This window comes from Streptomyces cyaneofuscatus, from assembly GCF_042718795.1.
Classification (GTDB): Bacteria; Actinomycetota; Actinomycetes; order Streptomycetales; family Streptomycetaceae; genus Streptomyces; species Streptomyces cyaneofuscatus_A.
On the sequence record NZ_JBHXOX010000010.1, the window covers coordinates 243,245 to 265,981 of the forward strand.

Sequence of the window (22,737 nt, forward strand, 5' to 3'; positions counted from 1 at the left end):
CCGCCACCTCGACGGGGACGCGGAGCTGGTCAATTCGCGCTGGCCGGCAACGTCCCGCTCGACGCCGCTCGGGGTGAACGCCGTGCCGTCGTAGTCGCCGATGCCGACATGGCCAACGCCCGCGACTGCACGCATGTGGTCGAGATGGTCCGCGACGGTGGCCTGGGGGCGGATGGGCGGGCTCGAAGTCCCCAAGGATGCGCAACGCCACCGGGGTGATGTCGAGATGGGGCAGGCCGCGCTCGATGCATCGCCTAGCCCCATCAGGTTCACTTTTCCCCACCTATCAGTCTCAGTCGAATGCTCTTTTCGAGTAGAATCGCACTCGATTGCGAGTCGATAGCGAGAAGGAGTCAAACATGGCCGTGATCCTGGTCGCGGAAAAGCCGAGCGCAGCGAGGAACATGGCCAGCGCCCTCGGCGGGACGACGGGCAGCTACAGGGGCACGATCTACGAGGTGGCGAGCCTGCGGGGCCATCTCTACGAGTTCACCCAGCCGCACGCGATGGTGGACTCCTCACTCGCGGACGCCTATCAGAAGTGGGACCTGAGCAATCTGCCGTGGGATCTCGATGACCTGACGTGGAAGCGCGAGCCGCAGAAGAACGTCGCGGACGTCATCAAGACGCTGCGCAGCGCGCTCGTCCGCGGCGACGAAATCGTCATCGCCACGGACCTGGATCCGTCCGGCGAGGGCGACCTGCTCTTCTGGGAGGCGATCGACGAACTCGGCTTCCACGGCAAGAAGTACAGCCGCATGGAGTTCACCGATGAGTCGAAGGCATCCATTCAGAAGGCCTTCGAGCAGCGCCGGCCCGTAAAGTCCATGCGGGACGAGGGCGACTACCGCAAGGCGATGTACCGCTCGCAGTGGGACTTCCTCTCCATGCAGTTCACCCGCATCGCCACGGCGATGGGCCGCCAGTCCGGCCAGGACCTCGTGCTGCGCCAGGGCCGGTTGAAGTCGGCGATGGTCTCTCTCGTCGGCGATCAGCAGAAGGCCTACGACGCGTACGTCAAGAGGCCGTTCTTCCAAAACCGCTTCCGCGACGAGAACGACGTCATGTACACGAACCCGGACGAGCCGCGGTGCGACCAGAAGGGCCAGGTGCCGCAGCAGTACAGACCTTCTGCTGTCGTCCTGGACAGCAAGGCGGACAAGAAGACCGCGCCGCCGAAGCTGCTCGACCTGGCCTCCCTGTCTTCGATGCTCGTTGGCAAGGGTGTCAAGGCAAACCTGACGCTCTCGACCTACCAGAAGATGTACGAGAACCAAGTTGTGTCGTACCCGCGGACCGAGGACAAGACGGTCACGCCTGAGCAGTTCAAGGACCTCGCGCCCTTGGTCGACAAGATCGCCGCGGTGGTCGGAGTCGACGCCGGGCTTCTGACGCGCCGCCAGCCTCGTTCCACGCATGTGAAGCCACAGGGTGCACACGGCGCGAACCGTCCTGGTCCGAAGGTGCCCTCGTCGCTGGACGAGGTCGAGCGCAAGTACGGCAAGGCCGGGCGGCTCATCTACGAGATGCTCGCGAAGAACTACCTGGCCGTGCTCGCTGAGGACTACCTCTACGAGCAGCAGAGGGGCCATGTGGCGAAGTACCCGGACTTCGTCGGTATCGCCAATGTGCCCAGGAGCCCCGGCTGGAGGGCGGTGTTCGATCCGGACGCGGGAGATGACTCCACCGACGACAAGCACGTGTCCAGCAGGGGCCTGGGCCAGAACGCGGAGCCGTTCATCTTCGAGGGCGCGAACAAGCGTCCGGAGCACCCGACGATGAGGTGGCTCATGAAGCAGTTGGGGAAGCGTGACGTGGGCACGGGCGCGACCCGCACTTCGACGTACTCGGAGGTCACCAACGACAAGGCGAAGTATCCGCTGCTGACCGAGAAGGGCCGGAAGCTCAGGCTGGCGCGGGCCGGCGAGATGAGTTGGAGGCTGCTGCCTGGTACGCACATCGGCGATCTCGGGCTCACCGAGAAGGTATACGCCGACATGCGCGACATCGCCGCCGGGACGGCGACCGCCGAGGAGCGCCTGGCCGTCGTTGCCGACTGGGTGCGCGAGGACATGGCCACAATGGCGAAGAACGCTACGTCCATGCGCGCCGAGCTGGGCCTGAAGAAGCAGGTCGGCCCCGCCCGCGCCGAGGGCGTGTGGCAGGCAGCTCCGGGTGGCCCGAAGAAGGTCACCTTCAAGAAGATCTGGTCGGGTCACGAGTTCGGTGATGACGAGGTGGCGAAGCTGCTCGCGGGTGAGACGATCTCGTTCGTGGCGACGTCGAAGGCGAACAAGTCCTTCACGGCCACTGGTGCGCTCGGCGTCGGCGACTTCAGGGGCCGCAAGTTTGTCGGCTTCCAGTTGGAGGTGCTGGACAAGCCGACGAGGTGGTCTGGCCGGACGTTCACGCCGGCGGAGGTCACCGTCCTTCTGGCGGGCCAGTCGCTGGAGATCGACGACTTCGTCAGCGCGCAGACGGGCAAGACCTTTGGATGCAAAGTCAGCTGGGACGCGAAGGCGAAGAAGATCACCCCTGATTTCGGCGGGGACGAGCCGCCTCGGTCCTGGTGCCAGGTGACCTTCACCGATACGCAGCGCAAGGACCTGGCGGCCGGCAAGACCATCCAGGGAACGGGCTTCGTCTCGGCCAGGGGAAGGACCTTCGACGCCCTCATCTCCTGGAAGAACGAGGGCGGCAAGAAGAAGATCGTCCCGTCGTTCGGTTGATGCCGGACGGACACTGCCGAGTAGCAGCGGGCCCCGGACCTCGGGACCCGCTGCTGCCCTTTCACGACAGCGGCGTCGAGCGACCGTTCTTGCGCGACACAGTGGTGGCACTGGCATCGAGAGGCTGCACCTCGTCGGTGCAACTGGGCGACTTCGGGGTGGTCTGGCGCAGCACACGCAGCGCGTTCCGGGCTCTGGAAGCGTTGAACAAGTAGCTCCCTTTGCCCGGCGAGCTCGTGCACGTCGACACGTAGCGCAACGGCTACGGGGCCTCTGGAGTGGACTTCACTGACGCTCCTCCGCCGCTCCGGCCTCATGCGCGCCGAGCCACCCCGTCGGAGGCCTGGCAGAGCCCGCGAGTATCGACTGGTGCCTACGGACGACGACGAGGACGGCGCCCGCCTCTCCCTCTCTGGGACGGCATCACATCAACACGTTCGGTTCTCTTGCTACGCCCATGAGCCCCATCGCCCACTGCACCTCCTTCCCAGCGAGACGCACTCTTCCCGGAACGCCTGCGAGCACTCAGCCCGCACACGATGCCGACCCGTCACAAGATCCTCGACCGCGCCAGCTCAACCGAGGCGCTGGCCGTACTCGATCTGGGCAAGGACCGCGCTGGGAGGTGGTAGCGATGGGCTGAGCGCCCCTGCTCCCGTGGCGCGACTGATCCGCTAGAGACTCAGACGGCATCCGATGACTCGCACCCACTAGTCCGAGTCGCCACGTACCATCACTCAAGAGCCTTTAACTATCCATTCGAATGACCTATCTTGGATAGGATCCAATTCACACACCTCACATATGAGGGCTTTTGGATAGACCGATCAATGACTGTGATGGCTGCAGGGGGAGACGAGAGACTCATGGCGAAACCGTCCTACAAGGTTCCGAGCTCACTGAACAGGAGCTTCCTCGACCACGAGATCACGCTGAGCAAGGGAGGTTGGGCGGCGAAGCCCTCCCCGATCAAGCAGTTGCTCTTCTTCGGCGGTGGCATCCTCGCCCTGCTGTGGTGCAGCACGTCGACATTCGTCGCGAGCTCGGGCCCAGTCGCCATCACGTTCTTCGTCCTCTGGGGACTGACGGCGATTGCCTATTTCGGTGGACTGATGAGGACGAAGGACCTGCGCATCATGCGGGTGCCGGCCTTCCTGGCGTATCTGCCCCGCAGGGCCCGCCACGTCCTCACCCGTCGTAGCTCGAACCCCACAGACTTCTACTCGATCGTGGGCATAGACGGGATCGACGAGGACGGGCTGATCCACTTTCCCGACGGCGGTGAAGGTCGGGTCTACCTGGTCGTCGGCTCGGCGAGCTATCTGCTCTTCGACGAGGACCGCATCGGGATCCTCGACCGGGTCGACTCCTTCTGGCGCAAGGTCGAGACGACCTGCGAGCACACCTTCATCACGACGAAGGAGCCGCAGCGGATCTACCACCAGGTGGCGAACCTGGAGCGGCGTAACCAGGCCCTGCAGGTCCGTGACCCCGATCTGATCGAGCTGCAGAACGAGCAGTACGACATCCTCACGCAGCACGTGGGAGGGAGATTTCCCTCGATCCACCAGTACCTGCTGCTAAAGGGCAAGAACAACGACGCACTGCGCAAGGGGCACCAAGTCCTCCAGGCCGAGGTCGCCGGCTCCTCTTTCATGATCAAGGAAGCCGTGATGCTCAACCGCGAGGAGGCCGAGCCGATGCTGCGGGTCTTCTACCAAGGCATCGACGACGACCTGCTCACTCTCAAGGCGTCGCTGAACTGATCATCGCCAGGCCGACCGACACGACCAGGAGCGAACGAGGACACCATGGCGCTGATGACGAAAGTCCGGGCACAGCTCGGCATCCCGGGGAAGAAGCCTGACGACACGAATGAGACCGCGGCGCTTGGCGGCGATGATCCGCGCGCGAACAGCACTGCTCGGGCTGAGGACATACAGGACACAGCGGCAGCTGACGGCGCGGCCCACGAGGCCACCGCGCCGAAGAAGAACTGGTGGCAGCGCCGCCGGGAAGTGAGGCACCTCCACGGCACGTTCGACGCCTATGCGCATCTGCTCGCGCTGAAGCCGAAGGAGCGGTACCTCTTTCGCTCCGACTACTTCGAGGTCGACGGCTCGGTGGCTTGCATCCTGGCGTACTTCCACGACGACGCCGCGCACGACAACTTCGCCGCCTTCTGGGGCATCGATCGGATCCCGGATGGCCTGGACGATCGGGTCACCGCGGTCGTGCTTGAGCAGGTCAAGCGGATGGACAACAAGTGGATCGACGCGTTCACGAAGCAGTCGGAGAAGCTGGAACGGCTCGATGCCAACGAGCAGGAGGAGACGGGCACGACATCCTCCAAGCGCAAGGCCGCGAAGATCTCCGGTGACCTCGGTGTCACGATCGGAGAGCTCCAGGACGGCGCGAGCTACCTCTCCGTGCACAACCGGCTCTTTCTCAAAGCCCCCGACCTGGCGACGTTGGACGACACGATCGACCGCGTCACGCGCTTGTACATCGACCGCTTCGGCACGCTGAAGGCTGCGCCCTACGCCGGCGAGCAGCGCCAGGAGCTCTCGGGCCTGTGGAAGAGCAACGAGAAGAAGAGGGGTAAGGGATTCCACTTCACCTCGACCGAGCTGGCCGGCTCGTACTCGCTGGTGACCAACGGGCTCAACGACTGGGGCGGTGAGTACGTCGGCTACATGGTCGGCGACGTCAACAACAGCGCCGTGCTCATGGATGTCAACGCCTACGACCAGCACGTGGTCGTCGCCGACGCCACGCTCAGCGAGTACCTCGATCGCCAGCGGGTGGCCAACATGTGGTGCTCGAAGATCTCGCAGGCCGCGCTGCTGAACAACGGCCAAGTCGTCCACCTCGTTCTTGACGGAGCGAACCTCGACAAGCTCGGTCCGGTGTTCGAGCACATCACCTCACGCGTGGACCTGAACCAGGGCGATGTGAACATGTTCGAGATGTTCGGCGAGGAGGAGGACGAACTGGCGGTCTTCTCCGCCCAGATGGAGAAGCTGAAGCTGATGTTCGAGCAGCTCTACGAGACCACCGATGGCGCCGTCGGCTCGATCATCCGCAGTGCCCTCGAAGACACCGCCACGGACTTCTACATCGAGCAGGGTATGTGGCGGCACAACGCCAAGGAGCAGCGGCACCGTCTGCGTGTGGTGAACATCCCGCACACCCAGGTGCCACGTCTTCAGATGTTCGTCTCCTACCTGGCAACCGCGCACAAGGCGCTGCTGAACTCCGCCAAGACCGACGCGGATCAGCTGCGGGCGTACAACGTGCTCAGGGGCATCGCCAACGCGATGCTGAGCACGAACGGCGACCTTTTCAACAACCACACGGCCTCGGCGGTGGACGGGGTCCGGGACTCCCGGCGCGTGATCTACGACTTCTCACGGCTCATGCGCCGTGGCAAGGGCGTGGCCATGGCGCAGCTGGTAAACATCGTCGGCTTCGCCGTCGGCAAGCTGGGGCTCGGCGGCACGGTGATCATCCACGGTGCCGAACACATCGACGGCCGGGTGAAGAAGTACGTCAAGGACCAGTTCGACCACTTGCACGAGCGTGGCGGCCGAGTGGTCTACAGCTACAACGACGTCGACAGGATGCTGGCCGACAGCAGCTTCAACAGATTCGACGCTGCGGATTACACGCTCTTCGGCCCGATGCGCGACGCAACGGTGACGGAGTACCAGAAGCAGCTGCACCAGCGGATCCCGCCGGACCTCGCCCAGCTCATCACGACCAAGGGCGAGAACCTCACGTACTTGCGCCGGGGCGTCTCCAACGTGGTCTTCCACCTGGATCTGGCACTGGGGATCAACCCCTACCGCGAGGCCCAGCGCAGGCAGGTCCGTCGGGAGGCGGCCAGGGCCGAAGAAGCAGTGCGGATGGACGCGATCATGCGCGACAAACCGGCACCGGGCGCGAACCTCACCAGCATCCGGAAGCGCAGCGACGGTGAGGCTGACGCAGGCCGGGGCGACGCGAGCCAGCGCAACGACGGCAAGAGCCTGCGGCCGCCCGAACGCAACGCAGGGCCACCAGCGAAACGGCCCGGGCCGAAGAAGCTGGAGAAGGCATGAGCGAGGCCAGCTCTGATACGAGGGCGAGGAGCAGAGGAGAGACGATGAACGGGATTACCGCGGTGGCGAGGCAGCCCGCCTGCGCCGGCCACGGCGGTCGTGCAGTCCGCCCGGGGCAGCTCGCACGCGGACTCGCCCGGGCGCTCCTGGCGGCGCTTCTCGTGCCGATCTTCTTGATGACGGCCTCTTCGTCGGCGTCCGCCGACGAGAAGGAACGCGACAACTACAGCCTCTACCAGCTGGCCTCGAACGCGAGCTCGTACTTCAGCGAGAAGAACTCTCCGCAGAACGACCAGGGCATGCACGAAAACTGGAAGCCGGTCACGTCCAGCCCGGCCGCGGGCGGTTCCATACTCGGCTACGCCGACCCGGACTTCAGCCTGGGCAACATCGTGGGCTGGTTCTTCGCCGAGGTGTCGGGCTCCTCGCAGACCGTCACCTACGAGACCCTGGCTGCGAAGGACGACAAGGGCGACACGAAGTACTCGGGCATGCTCGATTACGCGCACTTCGGGGCGGCCAACAACGACCTTGGCCTGGACACAATGTCGTCGGGCATCGGCGGCCAGATCGTGAGTGTGATCGGGGGGTCGATCATCTGGATCCTCTACGCCCTGGCCCTGGCGGTTGGCACGCTGTTCTACGTCATCATCCAGTTCCTGAAGCTCATCAACCCCTTCATGTGGTTCTACAGCGCGGTCGCGGCGGTCAATCCGACTCTTGCCGAGGGTATGACCGGAGGTGATACCACAGGCGGCGCGCTCTCGGGTCTGCAGCACTGGATCAGCGGCTGGTACGGCCTGCTCGTCGACATCTCGTGGCAGGCGCTCGTGCCGATCTTCATCAGCTTCCTGCTCATCGGCCTGGTCCTGTTCAAGAAGATGGACCGGGGCTCCGCCATCAAGAAGCTCGTCGTACGCGTCGTCTTCATCGGTGTCGGCCTGCCGCTCGTCGGGTCGATGTACTCCAGTGTGCTCGGAAAGTTCGACGACTCCGTTCTTGGTCAGCACGCCGGCCCGACGCGCGTCGTGCTGAGCACCTATGTCGACTTCGAGGCGTGGATGATGAACGACCGTCTGGGGATCCCGGACCAAGCCACCATCTCCTGGAAGGGCGACCAGGCGAGCCCGAACGCGATGATGTCGGTGCGCACGAGTGCACTGGCGATCAACAAGCAGGCGCATGGGGCGACGTTCAACGGCATCAGCATCGGAACAAAGGCCAACGATGCCGAGTCGGCGTGGAAGGACGGTACGGTGTCCGTCACCGGCGGCAGTTCCGCGGACGACTTCAAGGCCGTGTTCTCGACCTTCGGGATCATCGGCAAGTACATCGCCAGCAGCGAGATGGCCGCCTCCGACTTCGAGTCGGGGATTAAGAGCTCGATCACGCAGCTGGACGAGAGCTCGGATGCCAAGAAGAGCTGGTTTGTCGACAAAAGCAGCTACGGCGACGTAGAGGAATTTGGTGAGGAGAAGGGGCCGAAGCCGGTCGACCACCCGGTGATCTCGACCGACGGCACGGGCCTGACCTCCTCCAGTCCAGGAAGGGGCTCGACGGTCTTCACGACGACGGGCACGAAGGGCGGCTGCGGCTTCACGGTGAGCAAGACGCCCTCCTCATGCAACCTGTCCCCGCTGACGGCGTACAACTACCTCAACACCGGGTTCAGCCCCAGTTCGCTGACCATGTACTCGTCGAACAACGCCACCAGCGGGTTCACGCGCGAGAACCACATGGCCGTCAGCCAGGTAGGTACGGGGCCGGCGAAGTTCATGTACTGGAGCAACGCGGTCACGGTCCTGGGCTCCATCGTCCTGCTGGGCTTCTGGTACGCCATAGGCATACTGGCCGGCTCGGTCAAGCGGATCTTCGGCTTGGTGGCCGCCGTACCATTCGCAACGCTGGGCGCCCTGCAGGCGATCGCCAAAGTGATCATCTACTCCACCGCGCTGATCCTGGAAGTCCTTGTCACGCTGTTCATCTACCAGTTCGCCTCGGAGTTCCTGATCTCGGTTCCGGGCATCATAGCTGGACCCGTGTCGAGCTTTATGAGCCCGGACGGATTGTTGGGTAGCCCTGCGCTCGGCGGGATCATCGTGGTGATTCTGACTCTCATCTCTTCGCTACTGATCACGGGCATCACCTTCGCCCTGCTACGGGCGCGCAAAACCGTGCTGCAGGCGTTGGACGAGGTGGTCACCAAGCTCGTCGACAAGTTCCTTGAGACAAACAACACGCCGAAGCCGGACAAGGGTGGACTGGTACCAGCACTGGCCACGGGGGCAGGAGCCGGGGCGGGTATGGCCATGGGGAACAAGCTCGCCAACGGGTTCAACAGCAAGACCAGCGGCCCAGCCGCCCCGAACACAGGCAAACCAGCAGGCAAGACGGCATCGACGAACGCCGGCGGCACGAACGGTGGCACCACGGCGCTGACTGCCGGTCCGCAACACCTGGCACTCGGGGGCGGCGGCCAGCACAGCCCTGCGCTGGGTGGTGGTCCCGCTGGTGGTGCCCCCAATGTCGGCGCCGGCGTCAAGGCTCTGCCGGGCGGCAGTGGTTCTACCGGTGCTCAGGACGACGGCACCGACGACAAAGGTGGTCCGCTGCAGCTGTCGAGTAGTCGAGCGGGCAGCTCGCGGACGGACAAGAAGACGGCGCTGGGTCTGAGCCACCAGGGCGGCCTGTCGAACCTCGGGTACACGTCGAGCGGCAACAAGGCCATTCCCAGTGAGGTTCTGGCCCCGTCCAGGGGTCCGTCGAGCCCTCGCGGTGGCGCCCAGGGCCAGACCGGTGCCGATAGCATCGGCCCTGCTCCGGCCAACGAAAATCGTAAGGTTGTCACCGGTCAGATGGGCGCGACGCAGTTCGGCACGGGTTCCCAAGGTGCGCAAAGCCAGCAGGTCAGCGGCCAGCCAGCTGCACCGAAGCGCTTCAGCGGCAACGCTGTGCCCGCCCCGGCTCCTGCCTCAGGGCAGCTGACAGCGCCGAGCACGCGTCCGGCGCACATCGCTCAGAGCACCCCTGCCCCGAGGCAGCCGGGAGCTGGCACGTCGGCTCCCCGTCCCGTGGCCGCTCCTTCGCCACGGCAGACGCCGCCTCCGCCTCCGCGAGCAGAGGCCAGCCCGGCCCCAAACAAAACTCCGGTTACGCGTGGTGAACGGAGTCCGGCTCAGACACCGGCATCACGACCGGCGGGCTCGACCGGCGTGTGGATCCCGACATCGGACGGGACCGGAGTGTGGAGACCAACGCCGCACACGCCGCCCCCTTCGGCGAAGGCACAGGAGCCCACGGTTCCAGCACCGGCTCCGGCGACGCAACAAGCTCCGGCTCCCCGCCCCCGTCCTCGCCCGGAGACCGATCCGGCCCCTCGAAGCGTGGAGACACCGGAACGGCAGCACCCGGCCGGTGGAATTCGCCGGCGCCGACGCGAGGAGCCGCAGGACTGATCGCCCGGATGAGGGCGAACGTGGAGAACTGACAGAACCCGCGGACGTGACGTCCGCGGGTTCTGTGCTGCTTGGCCCACCGAGCGAGGCGCCGACAACCCTACTTCCCGCACGTGGCCTTGAAGCCGTCCAACAGAGCCTTGCCAGCATCAGAGCTGTCACGTACGTACGCACTACCGCTGATGCTGATCGAGGTGTCGCTGGTTGAGACGGGCTCGCTGCCGGTCCGCTCGTTGCGGCTGTCCTCTCCGGCGACCGTCCACGCGATCTGGGACCGATCCGCGTTGAACTCGCCGGTGCTGGTCACGTCCGGCTTCTCGTAGACACCCTCGCAGGTGTACTCATGATGCGAGACGGTGTTGCCCTTGACGACCAGCTGGCCGAGATCCGATGTGCCGTTGACGTCCTTGACGAAGTAGGCACCGTCGAGATTGCTGGCGCTGTCATTGCTCCCGCTGCAGGCGGTGAGTATGAGCGAGCCGGCCAGGGCCGCGATGGATACGGCAATCCTGGTGCGCGCCCCGCGTGCTGTCCTGGTGGTGTTCATGGTCTTCCCCCTTCGTTCGTTCTGCGTAGTCGCTTGGGGTCAGTTTCGCGGCGCCTGGCCGGTTGTCAGACGTCATCTCGAAGGCTGTCGAGGCGATGCTCTGTCAGCGCCAACGCGACCTCGACCTGGTTGAGCGCGTGTTCGCCGTCCTGAATCCGCCACTCCAGACGCTGCACGGGAGGGGCATCCACTTCTTGGACTGCCAGGTCGCCGAGCCCGCGCAGTTCTGCGTACGCACCCTGCAGCTGCTCTTCGTGGTGTGCTGCTCGGACCCGGAGACAGGCAAGTCGCTCTTTCCACCAGCTCACCCGTGACTGCCGGTCGAGCGTGGTCCTCCCCTCGAGCCAGGCACGTAGCTCAGTCTGGTCGACGTCACTGAGGATCCCCGTAGCGAGAGGCCCCTCCGGTTCCGGCATGTCGATGGGGATGTGCGACAGCAGCACCACGGGGGTTGTGTCGAGCACAAAGGCAATCGCGACAAGGTCGTCGACGGTCACAGGGCGAGCGCATCGCTCCATCTCCGCGAGGGCGTCGGCCGGGATCGGGTGACCGAGCATCGAGAGCACGTAGGCGAGTTCGTCGATGGTCAACTCGCGCAACTGACGATAGTGGGTGATTGCGTCGGACACAGCGAGGGATGTGGGAAACGGCGACGGCATGCACCGATCGTAAATGAGCACGAAATGCCCAAGGACCGACGTCGACAGCAGCCACCGCGACAACGAGGAACACCGGGCAAGCTTCGCCCGGATAATGGCCGACGCCGCGCCGAACGGGGAGGCTGGCCACCGCTGCCCGCGCCCGGCCTCCCCGCCTGGCGCGGCGTCGGCCCCGCCTCTGGCGCCGGCGGTGGGCATCCGCCCACCGCCACCGAACCGCACCGGCCCGGCCCGGCCCGGCCGCTGAGAGGACCCGTACGATGCCCGCAATGATCGAATCATGAATGAGACAGCACAGATGACCGGCGGCCCTGTGGAGGGGCAGCACATCGAGCTTCACCCCGTCCAGGACCAGAGCCGTGAGTGCGGCGTCCTGGTCGGTAGGAGCACCCGCCCCGACACCTCCGCCTACCTACGCGACGAGCTCGGCCAGTGGATCTGGCAGGGCAAGCCCTGGCCCACCGACTGAAACGCGCCTGGTCCGCTCTCTCCTGCTGCCGTTTGACCAGGTCAGAAGTGAAACGCGGGGTGGGAGCTCCGGGCCCACCGCCCCCGTGCCGCCCGTCAGAGCCCGCCACCGCCCGGCGGGCCCTCCGGGCCGAACGTCAGCCGGAACAGCGCCCCGCCGCCGGGCCATCGCCAGGCCGAGGCCCGAGCCGGGCAGGGCGCGCGCCGCCTCGGCCCGGTAGAAGCGGTCGAAGACGTACGGGAGGTCCTTGGCGGGGATCCCCGGGCCGTAGTCCCGGACGGTCAGCTCCAGCTCGCCGCCGCTCCCCGGTCCGCCGCTGCCCTCGCCCCCACTTCCGTACGCGCTCAGCGCCACCTCCACCGGGGTGCCCGGCGGGCTGAACTTGGCCGCGTTGTCCAGCAGGCGCGCCAGCCGCGCTGGAACCCCCGGCCGGACCGCCCGCGCCGTACCCGGCCCCACCTCCAGCAGAAAGGGGGTCCGCGGCCAGTGCATCCGGGCAGTGGCGACCGCGTGCTCCGCCACCGCCGCGATCCGCACCTCCTCCAGTAGCGGCAGCGGCTCCTCGTCCCGGGCCAGCTCGATCAGGTCGTTCACCAGCCCGGTCACCTCCCGCCTCCCCCCGCCCCAGCGCCCCCGACGCCCGCTTACGCTGCTCGGGCGTTAGCCGGTCGCCGCGGGTCAGCAGCTCCGCGTTGGTACGCAGCGCGGTCAGCGGGGTCCGCAGCTCGTGCGAGGCGTCCGCGACCAGCCGGCGCTGGGAGCTCACCGACTGCTCCAGCTCCCCGAGCACCGTGTTGAAGCTGGCCGCCAGCCGGGTCACCTCGTCCTGCCGGCCGGGCGGCCCCGGCGGCCGCTCGATGCGGTGGCGCGGGTCCCACGTCGCCGCGATACGCTCGGCGGTCGAGGTCAGCCGGGCCATCGGGGCCAGGCCCGTGCGCGAGACGGCGTACCCGAGCAGCCCCGCCAGCAGCACCCCCGCCCCGCCGACCGCCGCGAGCAGCACGGCCGCCTGCCGCACACCTTTCTCCACCGGGTCCGCCCGCAGCGCCACCTGGAGCGCCCGCTCGTCCCCGAACGGGGTCGTCAGCATCCGCAGCGGCTGCCCGAAGCGGCTAACGACCTCTGAAGCTCTCTCAGGGTGGTACTGGTTGCGTGAGTGGTCCCCAGTCCGGGCTTTTTCGGGATGTTTCGGATGCGATCGAGCCCTCCTCCCAGGGGCGGGCGGCGGGGCTAAGCCCCAGGCAGGACGGTGCGCGCACATGCGTGCCGATGTGGTGGGGCTGGCAGTGATCGCCACCCGCTGCCCCATGGTCTACGGCAACCCTTAAACACGGAGGTTCGCAGTTGGCGCGGACTGCGGCCCCTCCGCCACCGGGGTGGTCCCCGCCCGATGGCCGCTCTCCAGCGAGGCCCGTAGTAAGGATCCGGGCGCACATGCCCGCCTCTTGCCGCCGGTGAGGGGCAGACGTGAACCGGAAGGCGATCATGCCGATTCCTCACGAAGCCACTCCCAGCCCGGCCCCGCACGTCGGGCAGGAAAGGACGAGCCTGGGGCGATACCAGCGGTCGACCCGCCGGGTGACTCCGTCGAAACCCTCGACGCATGGGTCAGAGCCCAGGCTCATTCCGAGGCCCGAACACAGGCCGAAGACACGGAACAGACCCAGTCCGAAACCCACGCCGAGGCGGAGCGCCACACCGGCGTGACCCCGAAGTCCGTCGACCCCGTCGATGGGCTTGTGCATACCGCGGCCACCGCCCGGTCCCTGGACGAGGTCCTCGAACTGGTCAAGCTTCTGGAGCAGGCCCCTGAGGGCGACGAGGCTGCCGGTGAGACCGTACGCACCGCCGCCGTCGAACGCCCTGTGGACGACGTCGCCGAACTCGTGGCTCGGCTCTCCGAGCCCCCGCAGCCCGCCGACCGCGCCGACCAGGCCATCCACGCCGCGGCCGCACTCCGCCCGATCAGCGACATCAGCCACCTGATGGCCCTGCTCCACCGCCCACCCCACGACCAGCACGCCGGAGAAGAAGCCGTACACGCCGCCGCCACCGGCCTGACGGTCGAGGAACTGGCCGAACTTATCAGCCGGCTGCAAGCCGACCGAACGCTCACGGCACCCGCAACGCAGCACGAGCACCCGCACGTGCCCCCAGCGGAGAGCATGGCGTCGGGGGCCGACAGCAGAACGCCGGGGGGGCACCGTGCATGAGTCTGAGCCGCAACACACCGCACATCAGTGGGCTGCGGCGCCCGGACACGGCCCCGTGCATTCCTCCCGCCCGGCCCGCAGCCCCTCCCCGCCGCCGCAGACCCCGGACATTCGGCCCAGCCGAATGCCTTCCCCCTGGCTCCGTATGGTGACCGCGGCCTCGCTGATCCTCTGCGGCGCGGCCCACTTCCCGCTCCACCCCTCCGAGCTCACGACGACCGGCCTGGCCCTGTCCGCCGGCACGGCCACCCTCTGTCTCCTCCTGGCGCTGGGCATGCTGCTGCGCAACGCGGTGCCCGCGATGGCCCTGGGGATCCTGTTCACGGGGCTGCTGGCCGCAGTACACGTGATCATCCCCGAAACCTCCTCAGCCACCCTGGCCCCCGCCCTCCACACCGGCGGAGTCCTCGCCACCCTCTCCGCTGTACTGGCCGCACTGGTCTGCCTGCTCGCCCTCTGCGTCACCCTCACCCTCGCCCGCAACCGAACATCGGACCAAGTGATCGCGCGCATGAACACCCGCGCGCAACGCGACAGAGTGTGACCCTCGCCCGTGTGTGAAGAGCACAACACTTGCCGCCGCCGGCCCGGACGGTCGGCGGCGGTAACCGTATCCGTCGCTCCACCTCCCCGCCCTGGGTACCTGTCCTGGAACGGGCAGCCACCTATCGGACAACGGGCCTGTGTCGCGGCTGGGGTGAACGGCCAACTTAAAGGGACTGCGCGGTACTTCAAACCGCAGTGGTGTCATAGCTCAACGAGAGGGAGGGCGGGTGCGCATAGCTCTGGGGCTCTGTCTCGTTGTCAGTGCTGGGTGAGCATGTCCTTGCGGAGCTGGGTGAGGATGCGGTTCAGAAGCCGGGAGACATGCATCTGGGAGACCCCGAGGCGGTCGCCGATCTGCGGCTGGGTCATGTCCTGCCCGAAGCGCATCGCCACAATCTCGCGGTCCCGGTCTACCGAGTTCTTCCAGGAGCAGGGCCAGGGCGTGGAGGTCCTCGACCAGCTCCATACCGGGGTCGACGTCGCCCTTGATATCCCCGTAGGTGATGGTTTCGGCGCTGTTCTGTTCGGTGCCGATGGGCAGGTCGAGGGAGCCGGCGGTGTAGCCGTTGGAGGCGATGAGCCCGTCGATGACCTCTTCCTCGGTGAGGTCCAGATGCGTTGCGAGTTCGGCGACGGTGGGGTCACGGCCGAGCCGGCCGGAGAGCTCTTCCATGGTCTTGGCCAGGGAAACCCGGAGCTCCTGGAGGCGGCGCGGGACGTGGACGGCCCAGGTCGAGTCACGGAAGAACTGTTTGATCTCGCCAGCGATGTAAGGGATCGCGAAGGAGGTGAACTCAACTTCGCGGCTGAGCTCGAACCTGTCGATCGCCTTGATCAGGCCGATCGTGCCGACCTGGACGATGTCCTCCATCTCGCCGTTGCCGCGCTTGTGGAACCGCTTCGCCGCGAAATGCACGAGGGACAGGTTCATCTCGATCAGGGTGTTGTGAGCGTGCTGGTACTCGCGCGTGCCCGAACCTGCAACTACCCAAAGAACAGGGCCCCCAGAGCACGGGATTCCTTCGGAGCCACCTTCCTCGGATCCTCGATCCACGGAAGGTCCGCAGCGTCGGCGTCGAGGGCGATGGCGGAGAAAATCGGGGCTTCCGTGGGTATCGACATGACGCTGTCCTCTCCGAATGCCGTCAGCCCCCCGGTGCACGGGAGCGCCTACCCTGCCGGTGGCTCACCACACGTCTGGAGCAACGGCATCAGCCCCACAGCCTTGGGTCCCTGTCTGAGAACGGGTATGGACGGGTAAGCGAATGAACCTCAGGTTCGTATTAACGGGGGAACTTTCATGGAGCGGATCACTATGACCGCGCAGGAGCGGCCAGAATCAGCCGCGGACAAGCACGCGGTGCGGGGCAGTGCCGCCTACGACATGACATCCCAGTGAAATCTCCCGCGCGCGGGCGTTCGCCAGAGACTTCCCGGAAGACCGCCCAGTCACAGCGCGGTCTGACCGTTTCCGCCCGGGCCGTGGAGATCGCGCAACTGTACGTGAGCGAACTGGCCACCAACGTCTGCAAGTACGCGCCCGGCCCGTGCCTGCTGGACGTCGAAGCCAGCGGCACCCTGCTGAACATCGCCATGTGGGACTCCGGCCCTGTCCTGCCTGCCGCTTCTCCCGCGATCCCACCCGGATCGGCCAGCACGGCCTCGAACTCGTCCTCATGGTCTGCCACAGCTTCACCGTCCACCGCGAACCCGTCGGCAAACGCGTCCATGTCCAGATCCCCCTCCACGACCACCCCACCGATCCGAACACTTGGTAGAACACCGACGCGCCTTACTCAATCCGCCGGAACACCGGAAAGTCGGTCGCTGCGGGCAGCTCGTCGGCCACCTGGACCTGAGCCAGGACCGGGAGCTCTGGCGCGGGCGGGGCGCCCGGCACGCCGATCCGCTGGCGGGAGGTGAAGCCCGGTCGCTTCACGTTTGGGTAAAGGTGGTGGAGCAGCTCTGGCAGGTGAAGGTGCGCGAGCGATCCGTGAACGGCACGGGGACATGGCGGGCGCAGCGTGGTGTGCGGGCTGAGCCGCAGGCGGGGCAGATCCGTGGTGTGAAGGTGTTGCCGCATCCCAGGCAGCCCCAGTTGGTGCATCCGTCCACGGGCAGGTTCTCGGGGCTTCCGCACCACGTGCAGAACGTGTCCAAGGGCCCCGGGAGACAGCACCATCACAACAGACTATGCGTCCCCAGCAGCCCGGCGGCCTCCTGGCCGAGTGGGCCGGGGGACGGCGGGTGCGCCAGAGGACCACGGCCTTGGCGGCCGCCGCGCGCCCCTCTCCGCGACCGCGTGCAGAAGCCCGCCGGCCCACGCGGGCCGGTCGTATCGGTGGGATGCCCGCGGTCTTGTTACTCGCGACTGCGGGGGGCTAAAAGATTCCCGGGCCGTGCGCCTTCGGCTGCTGCCTATACTTCCGGGAGTCGGGTACAGGGTGGCGAGGTCCCGGGGCGGCCACCCTGATGCGCTCCAGTTGGGTATCCCATCCCCAGCAGGACGCCCGCCCCGGGACCCTCGACCCCACGCCAAAGCGGTGACCGGCCACAGGGAAACCCAGTGTTCACGATCACTGGCCCAGCGCTTTGGCTCAGAACGGGCGGGAAGCCGTGGATGGGGGTAGAACCGGAGGCAGGGTCGGGGCGGGCCGCGGCGAAGCCCGCAGGGTCACCTCCGGCGGTAGGACCGCCGCGGCCCCCTCCAGCCCGCCCGTCACACACGGGCAGAAGGGGCACCGATTCCCCGCCCCGTTCCATGCGAGGTGTCCGCGGCGGGGAATCGGTGGCCATAGGACCTGGTGCGACGGCGTACGAAGGTGACGCGCTGGTTGCGCATGTGTCGTTCGTGCAGTGCGGGGAGCCCCACTCTGCAGGCCGGGGCGGCGACGTTTCCCTAGGGGGTGACTTGCCGATCATGTGTCGAGCCAGATGAGTGTGCTGGCGAGGTGAGGTCGGCGAGGTAGCGGTCGGGGCGTTTGTCATAGCGGGTGGCGATGCCGCGCCACTGTTTGATGCAGTGGAAGCAGCGTTCGACGACGTTGCGCCGCCGGTAGATGGCCCGGTCGAATCCGCAGGGCCGTTCTCGGCGTCGTCTGCGGCCGGCGAGCTGGTTGGTGCGATCGGGGATCGTGGCTTGATCCCGCGCTGTCGCAGATAGGCCCGGAAGGTGCGGTCGGAGTAGCCCTTGTCCGCGACGACGTGATCGGGCCGGGTCCGGGGTCGTCCCGGCCCTGGTCCGGTCACGCGGATGCGGCCGATGACGGCTTTGGCCTGGGTGCAGTCGTTGCGGTTGCCGCCGGTGAGCAGGAAGGCCAGCGGTCTGCCCGCGCCGTCGCAGGCCAGGTGGACTTTGCTGGTCAGCCCGCCGCGGGAGCTTCCCAGTCCGCGTTCTTCGAGCCCCGTTTGGCGGCAGTTTGCTGGTGGGCCCGCACGGTTGTGGAGTCAATCGCGACCAGCCAGTCCACCTCCGCCCGGCCCTGAGCAGCGGCCAGGAGACGGTCGAAGGTGACGTCGGCCGCCCAGCGGGCGAACCGTCCGTGCACGGTCTGCCAGGGACCGAACCGCTCAGGCAGGTCCCTCCAGGGCAGCCCGGTACGAAACTTGAACACGATGCCCTCAAGCACCTGGCGGTGATCCCGCCAATGGCCCCATCACCGCCCAGGCACCGTCAGAAATCTCCCCATCCCTCACGGCCAGACCAACGATCCGATAATCGGAAAGACACCCCCTAGGGGGCTGGTCCGGCCGAGGCTCCCCCGGTTCGGCGACGTGCCGGAGGAGCCCTCACGTCACTGACGGCTCGGTTGCTCCGGGCGGGGCAGGGCACCAAGTTCGACGACCTCGCGGGCGACTTCCCGCAGCTTGACGTTGCGGTCCTGCGAGTGCCTGCGCAGCATGTTGAAGGCGGTGTCCTCGGCGATGTGGTGGCCCGCCATGAGGATGCCCATGGCCTCACCGATCACATGCCGGGTCGCGACGGACTCGGTCATCTGCGCATGGCTGCGGGCGCTCGACAAGGCCACCGCCGCGTGTGAGGCCAGGACCCACGCGGCGGTCTCGCTGGTCTCGGTGAAGCGCCCGGGGAGGCGCGAGTAGAGGTTGAGTGCGCCGAGGTTCTCGTTCTCGGTGAAAAGCAGGAAGCCCATCATGCTGCCGATCCCGAGCTCACGCGCCGAGGGCGCGTAGGCGGGCCAGCGCTGCTGCAGGACCGTCATGTTCTCGATCCGGTAGACCCGCTCCCCGTCCCGGAGGCGGGCCGCGTCGAAACATGGACCCTCCTGCAGCCGCTCCTGGAGCCGGTCGCTCGCATCGACCATCGGCTCGGTCGCCGCGAGCGTCCGCACCCGGCCACCGTCCATGAGGAGAATTCCCGCCGCGTCGCAACCGTGGACCAGCTCGGTCGCCGACCGCACGATCCGCTCCAACGTCCCTACCACGGAGTCCTGCTCCAGCAAGTCGTGCGCCATCGTCGCCATCTGCCGGGCAAAACGCTCCCAGTCCATACCCTCTCCCAGTCCCCCGCCCCGGTGAACAACGTCCGGCGCTCGCCACCATTCGACCAGTCGGTCATATGCCCCCGCCCGCCAACACTAAAGGTCGTCCCGCAAGTGATCTCGGACGTGCTCCTCATCGGTCGCTGGCATAGATCCGCTATCCGGTCAGGGTGAGGTTGTGGAGGCGGGCGATGCCGAGCATGGCGTGGTGGACGCCGTCGCCTTTGAGGCGGCAGTCGCGGAGGATCCTCCAGGTCTTCATGCGGGCAAAGGTGTGCTCGACTCGGGCGCGGACTTTGCGGTGGTAGGTGTTGTGGGCTTCCTTTCAGGCCGGTAGCTCGGTCTGGCCGGGTTCTCGGCGGTGCGGGATGATCAGACCGGTTACGCGGGAGCCACCGTCGGCGATGACGTTGGTGTTGCCGACCAGGTTCTTGGCTCCGGACAGTTCCCATGCCTTGCAGTCGTTGCGGTTGCCGGGCAGGGGTCGGCCGACGGAGACGACAAAGGGTGAGTCGGCGTTTATGACGACCTGGTGGTTGGTCGCGAGACACCCGACGCCGTCGCCACCACCACCAAGGCCCTCGCGGCCAACGCCACCCACTTGACCCGCCTTCTCACCAGCAGCCACTACCCGGCAGCCTGATGGCCAGCCCGTGATATCAGCGCGCAGCGAAGCACCTCTTCATCTGGCGGGAAGCCCAGGACTCCCCTGCTGAGAAGCGGAATTCTTGTTCTGGGTCTCTCTCTGTCGGCGTACTCGCCTATGTGCAGAGCCGCGTACGGATGAACGTGCAGAGCAAGGAGACCTGTGACGCGCGGGCATCGTGGTTCGAGATGATGGAGCGGTGTCTCTTCGCTATTTCAATCAGACTGGCTGGACTGCGATCTTCAATGGCACCGACACCGAGGTCGGCCGCATGGTGCGTGTGGAGGGCTGGGACCAGGCGACCGGGACGGCCCTGGTCGTCGATCCCAAGCGTGGTGCCCTGCGTGCGGTGACTGACTACGAGGACTTCTCCCACTTGGAGCGAGCCGACCAAGTCGTGGCCGCGGTGCCTGGCGGAGGGTGGCGGGTGCACTGGAAGGACGAGGGCCCGGGTGGAACGCCGCTGACGGAACAGGTGCTGGCCTGGCTCATCACGTCGCAGGGGCGGGCGACGGCCATCACGGTCGATGCCCAGGGGCATGTCGAGGATGCCGATGGCGCCGACGCCTTCATCCCGCCGGGCCAGGACCTGGGGTCCTGATCGCAGCTGGTCAGGCCACGTCGTTCTCTCGCTCGATGGCCTGGAGGCGGTTCTTCAGCCGGTAGCTGGGGCCGTTGAGGGAGATCACTTCGCAGTGGTGGAGGAGCCGGTCGAGGATCGCGGTGGCCAGGACCTCGTCGCCGAACACTTGGCCCCATTCGCTGAAGGTCTTGTTCGAGGTCAGGATGATCGAGCCCTTCTCGTAGCGCTTGGAGATGACCTGGAAGACCAGATTCGCTTCCGCTCGTTCAAGGGGCTGGTAGCCGACCTCGTCGACCACGAGGACGCCGGGCCGCAGGTAGGTGCCGAGCTTGTTCGTCAGGCGCCCGGTGGTCTCGGCGGCTTTGAGGTTGCGGACCATGTCGTCGAGGCTGGTGAAGTAGATCGAGTAGCCGGCCCGGCAGGCCGCGACCGCCAGGGCGACGGCGATGTGTGTCTTTCCGACCCCGGGCGGCCCGAGCAGGGCGGCGTTCGCCTTGCCCTCGACGAAGGAGAGGGTGGCGAGGTCCTTGACCTTCCGCGGATCGAGCTCGGGCTGGAAGGAGAAGTCGTACTCGTCGAGCGTCTTGTGGTGCGGCAGCTTCGAGAGCCGCAGGCCCTGGCGAAAGCGGCGGTCGTCGCGGACAGCCAGTTCCTCGGACAGGACCAGGTCGAGGAAGTCGAGGTAGCCCATCTTCCCCTCGTCGGCCCGACGGGTGTACTCCCTGATGGTTTCGGCGAGGTGGGGCAGGCCGAGCTTGCCGGCCGTGTTGCGGATGCGGGTGGAGACCAGCTCGCTCAAGACGTTTCCCTCGTGCTCGGGTGGGTGGTGAAGGGGCGGGTGCCGGTCAGCTCGTCATAGACCGACAGCGGACGGCGTCCGACCTCGATATGGGTGGCCGCGGCCCGGTTCAGCAGAGCCCGCAAAGGCCCTGATTCCTCGCCCCGAGGACGCTCACGACGGGGCTGCGGCAGGACATCTCCGGTGATGATCCGGCGTCCCTTGCCCGTGGGCAGGCCGTCCCAGTGGGCTTCCTCGACGACACGGACCCCGCGGCCGATCGCCCGCGGGTGGGTCGCCAGCAGTGTCTCGCCGCTGGAGTCGGCCATGGTGGAATGCAGCATGATCTGCGACTTCGTGGCCCGGATCTCCACCAGCTGCCGGGGGCGGACCCTGCGGGCGGGCACCGAGTAGAGGTTGCCGCCGAAGGCGACCAGGCAGTCCTTACCGACCGGCCGCAGATGCCGCTCGGCAACCAGATACGGAGTCTCCGGCAGAGGCCGGAGAGCCACGTGATCACGTGCCGCCCGTTCCCCGATGATCTGCTGGTGAGTCCGGTGAGCCTGGGCCCGTCGCTGCGGGACCCAGGTAATGAAGGCGGCGTCCATCTCCTCGACGGAGGAGAACGACCGGCCGGACAGGACGTGGTCGCGGACGATCAGAACCTGGCGCTCGACACGTCCCTTGCCTGTGGGCCGGTAGGCGGCCAGGACGTCGATGTCGAAGTCGTAATGGCCGGAGAACCCGACCGCTTCCGGGTGCAGCGGAACCGCCTCGCCCGGGGCGACGTGGCGGCGGACGACGGTCTTCGTGCGGTCGTAGACGATCGTCATCGGCACCCCGCCGAAGTGCGCGAACGCGCGGCGGTGGCAGTCGAAGAACGTCTGCAGGTCCTGGCTGGTGGTGAAGCAGCAGAACGGGTCGCGTGAGTACGACAGCGTCATGTGGAAGGAGTAGACCTTCGGGATTCCCATGTGGGCGAGGATCTTGCCCTCGTCGCCCCAGTCCACCTGGGCCTGGGCGCCGGGGATCACCTCGAAACGGCGGTGCATGCCCGCCAGTTCATTGGGCGTGATGCCGAGTTCCTCGGCGATCCGGGGCCGGGCTTCCTGGACGTAGAGCTTGGTCCGCTGGTAGTTGCCGGTGAACCCGTACTCCGCCGCAAGGCGCTCGTGGATCACTGCGGCCTTCATCAGGATCTCGGCCCTCAGCATCGAGTCGACCAGCGGAGCGAACTCGTCGATCACCCTCGCCTTCGACCGACCGTTCGGCGACCGGCGCGGAGGTGCGGCGGGTCCGTCGGCTGCCAGGTATTTGCTGACCGTCCGCCAGTTCAGGCCCGTTTCCTTGGCGACCTCGGTCAGGCTCATCGCTCCGGACTCGACCAGACCACGAAAACGCCGTAGTTCCAGCCAGCGCTGCGGATCCAGGACCACGGCCACCCCATCTCTGCGACCTCGACCAACAGGCAGCAGAGTGCCGAATCCTCAACCTCAGCGCATCAGGAACC

General features: G+C 66.8%; 13 protein-coding genes and 5 pseudogenes. 9 read left to right on the plus strand and 9 right to left on the minus strand.

What is annotated here, in order from left to right; translation table 11 throughout:
• Positions 1-359: 359 nt before the first annotated feature.
• The 4 genes from ACFWRT_RS14355 to ACFWRT_RS14370 all read left to right on the plus strand — a co-directional run bounded on the left by ACFWRT_RS14355 (position 360) and on the right by ACFWRT_RS14370 (position 10,287).
• Positions 360-2,729, plus strand: a complete 2,370-nt coding sequence (locus tag ACFWRT_RS14355; RefSeq protein ID WP_380949049.1) for a DNA topoisomerase — start codon at positions 360-362, stop codon at positions 2,727-2,729.
• Positions 2,730-3,595: 866 nt separating this feature from the next.
• Complete coding sequence (locus ACFWRT_RS14360) at positions 3,596-4,495, plus strand: hypothetical protein (protein ID WP_380949048.1); 900 nt, start codon at positions 3,596-3,598, stop codon at positions 4,493-4,495.
• 45 nt (positions 4,496-4,540) lie between these two features.
• On the plus strand, positions 4,541-6,832 hold the full coding sequence (locus ACFWRT_RS14365) for a hypothetical protein (RefSeq protein WP_381121294.1): 2,292 nt from the start codon (positions 4,541-4,543) through the stop codon (positions 6,830-6,832).
• Between the two features lie 44 nt (positions 6,833-6,876).
• Positions 6,877-10,287 carry a hypothetical protein gene (locus tag ACFWRT_RS14370; RefSeq protein WP_380949046.1) on the plus strand — a complete coding sequence of 1,137 codons (3,411 nt, stop codon included), beginning with the start codon at positions 6,877-6,879 and terminating at the stop codon, positions 10,285-10,287.
• Between the two features lie 100 nt (positions 10,288-10,387).
• On the opposite strand, the gene ACFWRT_RS14375 is transcribed toward ACFWRT_RS14370, so the two are convergent.
• Together ACFWRT_RS14375 and ACFWRT_RS14380 are read right to left on the minus strand one after the other, a co-directional pair.
• Positions 10,388-10,834, minus strand: a complete 447-nt coding sequence (locus ACFWRT_RS14375) for a hypothetical protein (RefSeq protein WP_380949045.1) — start codon at positions 10,832-10,834, stop codon at positions 10,388-10,390.
• Between the two features lie 65 nt (positions 10,835-10,899).
• Positions 10,900-11,493, minus strand: a complete 594-nt coding sequence (locus tag ACFWRT_RS14380; protein ID WP_380949044.1) for a DNA-binding protein — start codon at positions 11,491-11,493, stop codon at positions 10,900-10,902.
• 280 nt (positions 11,494-11,773) lie between these two features.
• On the opposite strand from ACFWRT_RS14380, the gene ACFWRT_RS14385 reads away from it, so the two are divergent.
• Positions 11,774-11,962 carry a hypothetical protein gene (locus tag ACFWRT_RS14385; protein WP_380949043.1) on the plus strand — a complete coding sequence of 63 codons (189 nt, stop codon included), beginning with the start codon at positions 11,774-11,776 and terminating at the stop codon, positions 11,960-11,962.
• Positions 11,963-12,076: 114 nt separating this feature from the next.
• Here ACFWRT_RS14385 and ACFWRT_RS14390 read toward each other — a convergent pair.
• Positions 12,077-13,079: pseudogene (locus ACFWRT_RS14390) on the minus strand (sensor histidine kinase); the annotation flags it as partial.
• A gap of 586 nt (positions 13,080-13,665) precedes the next feature.
• Between ACFWRT_RS14390 and ACFWRT_RS14395 the strand changes: the two are divergent.
• Entirely contained in the window at positions 13,666-14,175 is a 510-nt protein-coding gene (locus ACFWRT_RS14395; RefSeq protein ID WP_380949042.1) for a hypothetical protein, read from the plus strand.
• Positions 14,176-14,320: 145 nt separating this feature from the next.
• Complete coding sequence (locus ACFWRT_RS14400; protein ID WP_380949041.1) at positions 14,321-14,719, plus strand: hypothetical protein; 399 nt, start codon at positions 14,321-14,323, stop codon at positions 14,717-14,719.
• A gap of 260 nt (positions 14,720-14,979) precedes the next feature.
• Here ACFWRT_RS14400 and ACFWRT_RS14405 read toward each other — a convergent pair.
• A pseudogene (locus ACFWRT_RS14405) lies at positions 14,980-15,843 on the minus strand (SigB/SigF/SigG family RNA polymerase sigma factor).
• 193 nt (positions 15,844-16,036) lie between these two features.
• On the opposite strand from ACFWRT_RS14405, the pseudogene ACFWRT_RS14410 reads away from it, so the two are divergent.
• Positions 16,037-16,499 (plus strand): annotated as a pseudogene (locus ACFWRT_RS14410) (ATP-binding protein).
• 1,121 nt (positions 16,500-17,620) lie between these two features.
• On the opposite strand, the pseudogene ACFWRT_RS14415 reads toward ACFWRT_RS14410, so the two are convergent.
• The 3 genes and pseudogenes from ACFWRT_RS14415 to ACFWRT_RS14425 all read right to left on the minus strand — a co-directional run.
• Positions 17,621-18,378, minus strand: a pseudogene (locus tag ACFWRT_RS14415) (IS5 family transposase).
• 137 nt (positions 18,379-18,515) lie between these two features.
• Positions 18,516-19,229: a GAF and ANTAR domain-containing protein gene (locus tag ACFWRT_RS14420; RefSeq protein ID WP_380949040.1), complete on the minus strand. Its 714-nt coding sequence runs from the start codon at positions 19,227-19,229 to the stop codon at positions 18,516-18,518.
• 148 nt (positions 19,230-19,377) lie between these two features.
• Positions 19,378-19,764 (minus strand): annotated as a pseudogene (locus tag ACFWRT_RS14425) (transposase); the annotation flags it as partial.
• A gap of 301 nt (positions 19,765-20,065) precedes the next feature.
• On the opposite strand from ACFWRT_RS14425, the gene ACFWRT_RS14430 reads away from it, so the two are divergent.
• Complete coding sequence (locus ACFWRT_RS14430) at positions 20,066-20,467, plus strand: hypothetical protein (protein WP_030792961.1); 402 nt, start codon at positions 20,066-20,068, stop codon at positions 20,465-20,467.
• Between the two features lie 10 nt (positions 20,468-20,477).
• Here the strand turns inward: ACFWRT_RS14430 and istB are convergent, their stop codons facing one another.
• Both istB and istA read right to left on the minus strand, forming a co-directional pair.
• Complete coding sequence (istB, locus tag ACFWRT_RS14435; RefSeq protein WP_380949039.1) at positions 20,478-21,248, minus strand: IS21-like element helper ATPase IstB; 771 nt, start codon at positions 21,246-21,248, stop codon at positions 20,478-20,480.
• Positions 21,245-22,669, minus strand: coding sequence for an IS21 family transposase (gene istA, locus ACFWRT_RS14440; RefSeq protein WP_463288258.1), 1,425 nt, complete (start codon positions 22,667-22,669; stop codon positions 21,245-21,247). Before istA ends, istB begins: the two co-directional genes overlap by 4 nt.
• Positions 22,670-22,737 lie beyond the last annotated feature (68 nt).

Coding starts and splice junctions, on each gene's coding strand:
- ACFWRT_RS14355 (WP_380949049.1), top strand. CDS start 360: ATGGCCGTGATCCTGGTCGCGGAAAAGCCGAGCGCAGCGAGGAACATG.
- ACFWRT_RS14360 (WP_380949048.1), top strand. CDS start 3,596: ATGGCGAAACCGTCCTACAAGGTTCCGAGCTCACTGAACAGGAGCTTC.
- ACFWRT_RS14365 (WP_381121294.1), top strand. CDS start 4,541: ATGGCGCTGATGACGAAAGTCCGGGCACAGCTCGGCATCCCGGGGAAG.
- ACFWRT_RS14370 (WP_380949046.1), top strand. CDS start 6,877: ATGAACGGGATTACCGCGGTGGCGAGGCAGCCCGCCTGCGCCGGCCAC.
- ACFWRT_RS14375 (WP_380949045.1), bottom strand. CDS start 10,834: ATGAACACCACCAGGACAGCACGCGGGGCGCGCACCAGGATTGCCGTA.
- ACFWRT_RS14380 (WP_380949044.1), bottom strand. CDS start 11,493: ATGCCGTCGCCGTTTCCCACATCCCTCGCTGTGTCCGACGCAATCACC.
- ACFWRT_RS14385 (WP_380949043.1), top strand. CDS start 11,774: ATGAATGAGACAGCACAGATGACCGGCGGCCCTGTGGAGGGGCAGCAC.
- ACFWRT_RS14400 (WP_380949041.1), top strand. CDS start 14,321: ATGGTGACCGCGGCCTCGCTGATCCTCTGCGGCGCGGCCCACTTCCCG.
- ACFWRT_RS14420 (WP_380949040.1), bottom strand. CDS start 19,229: ATGGACTGGGAGCGTTTTGCCCGGCAGATGGCGACGATGGCGCACGAC.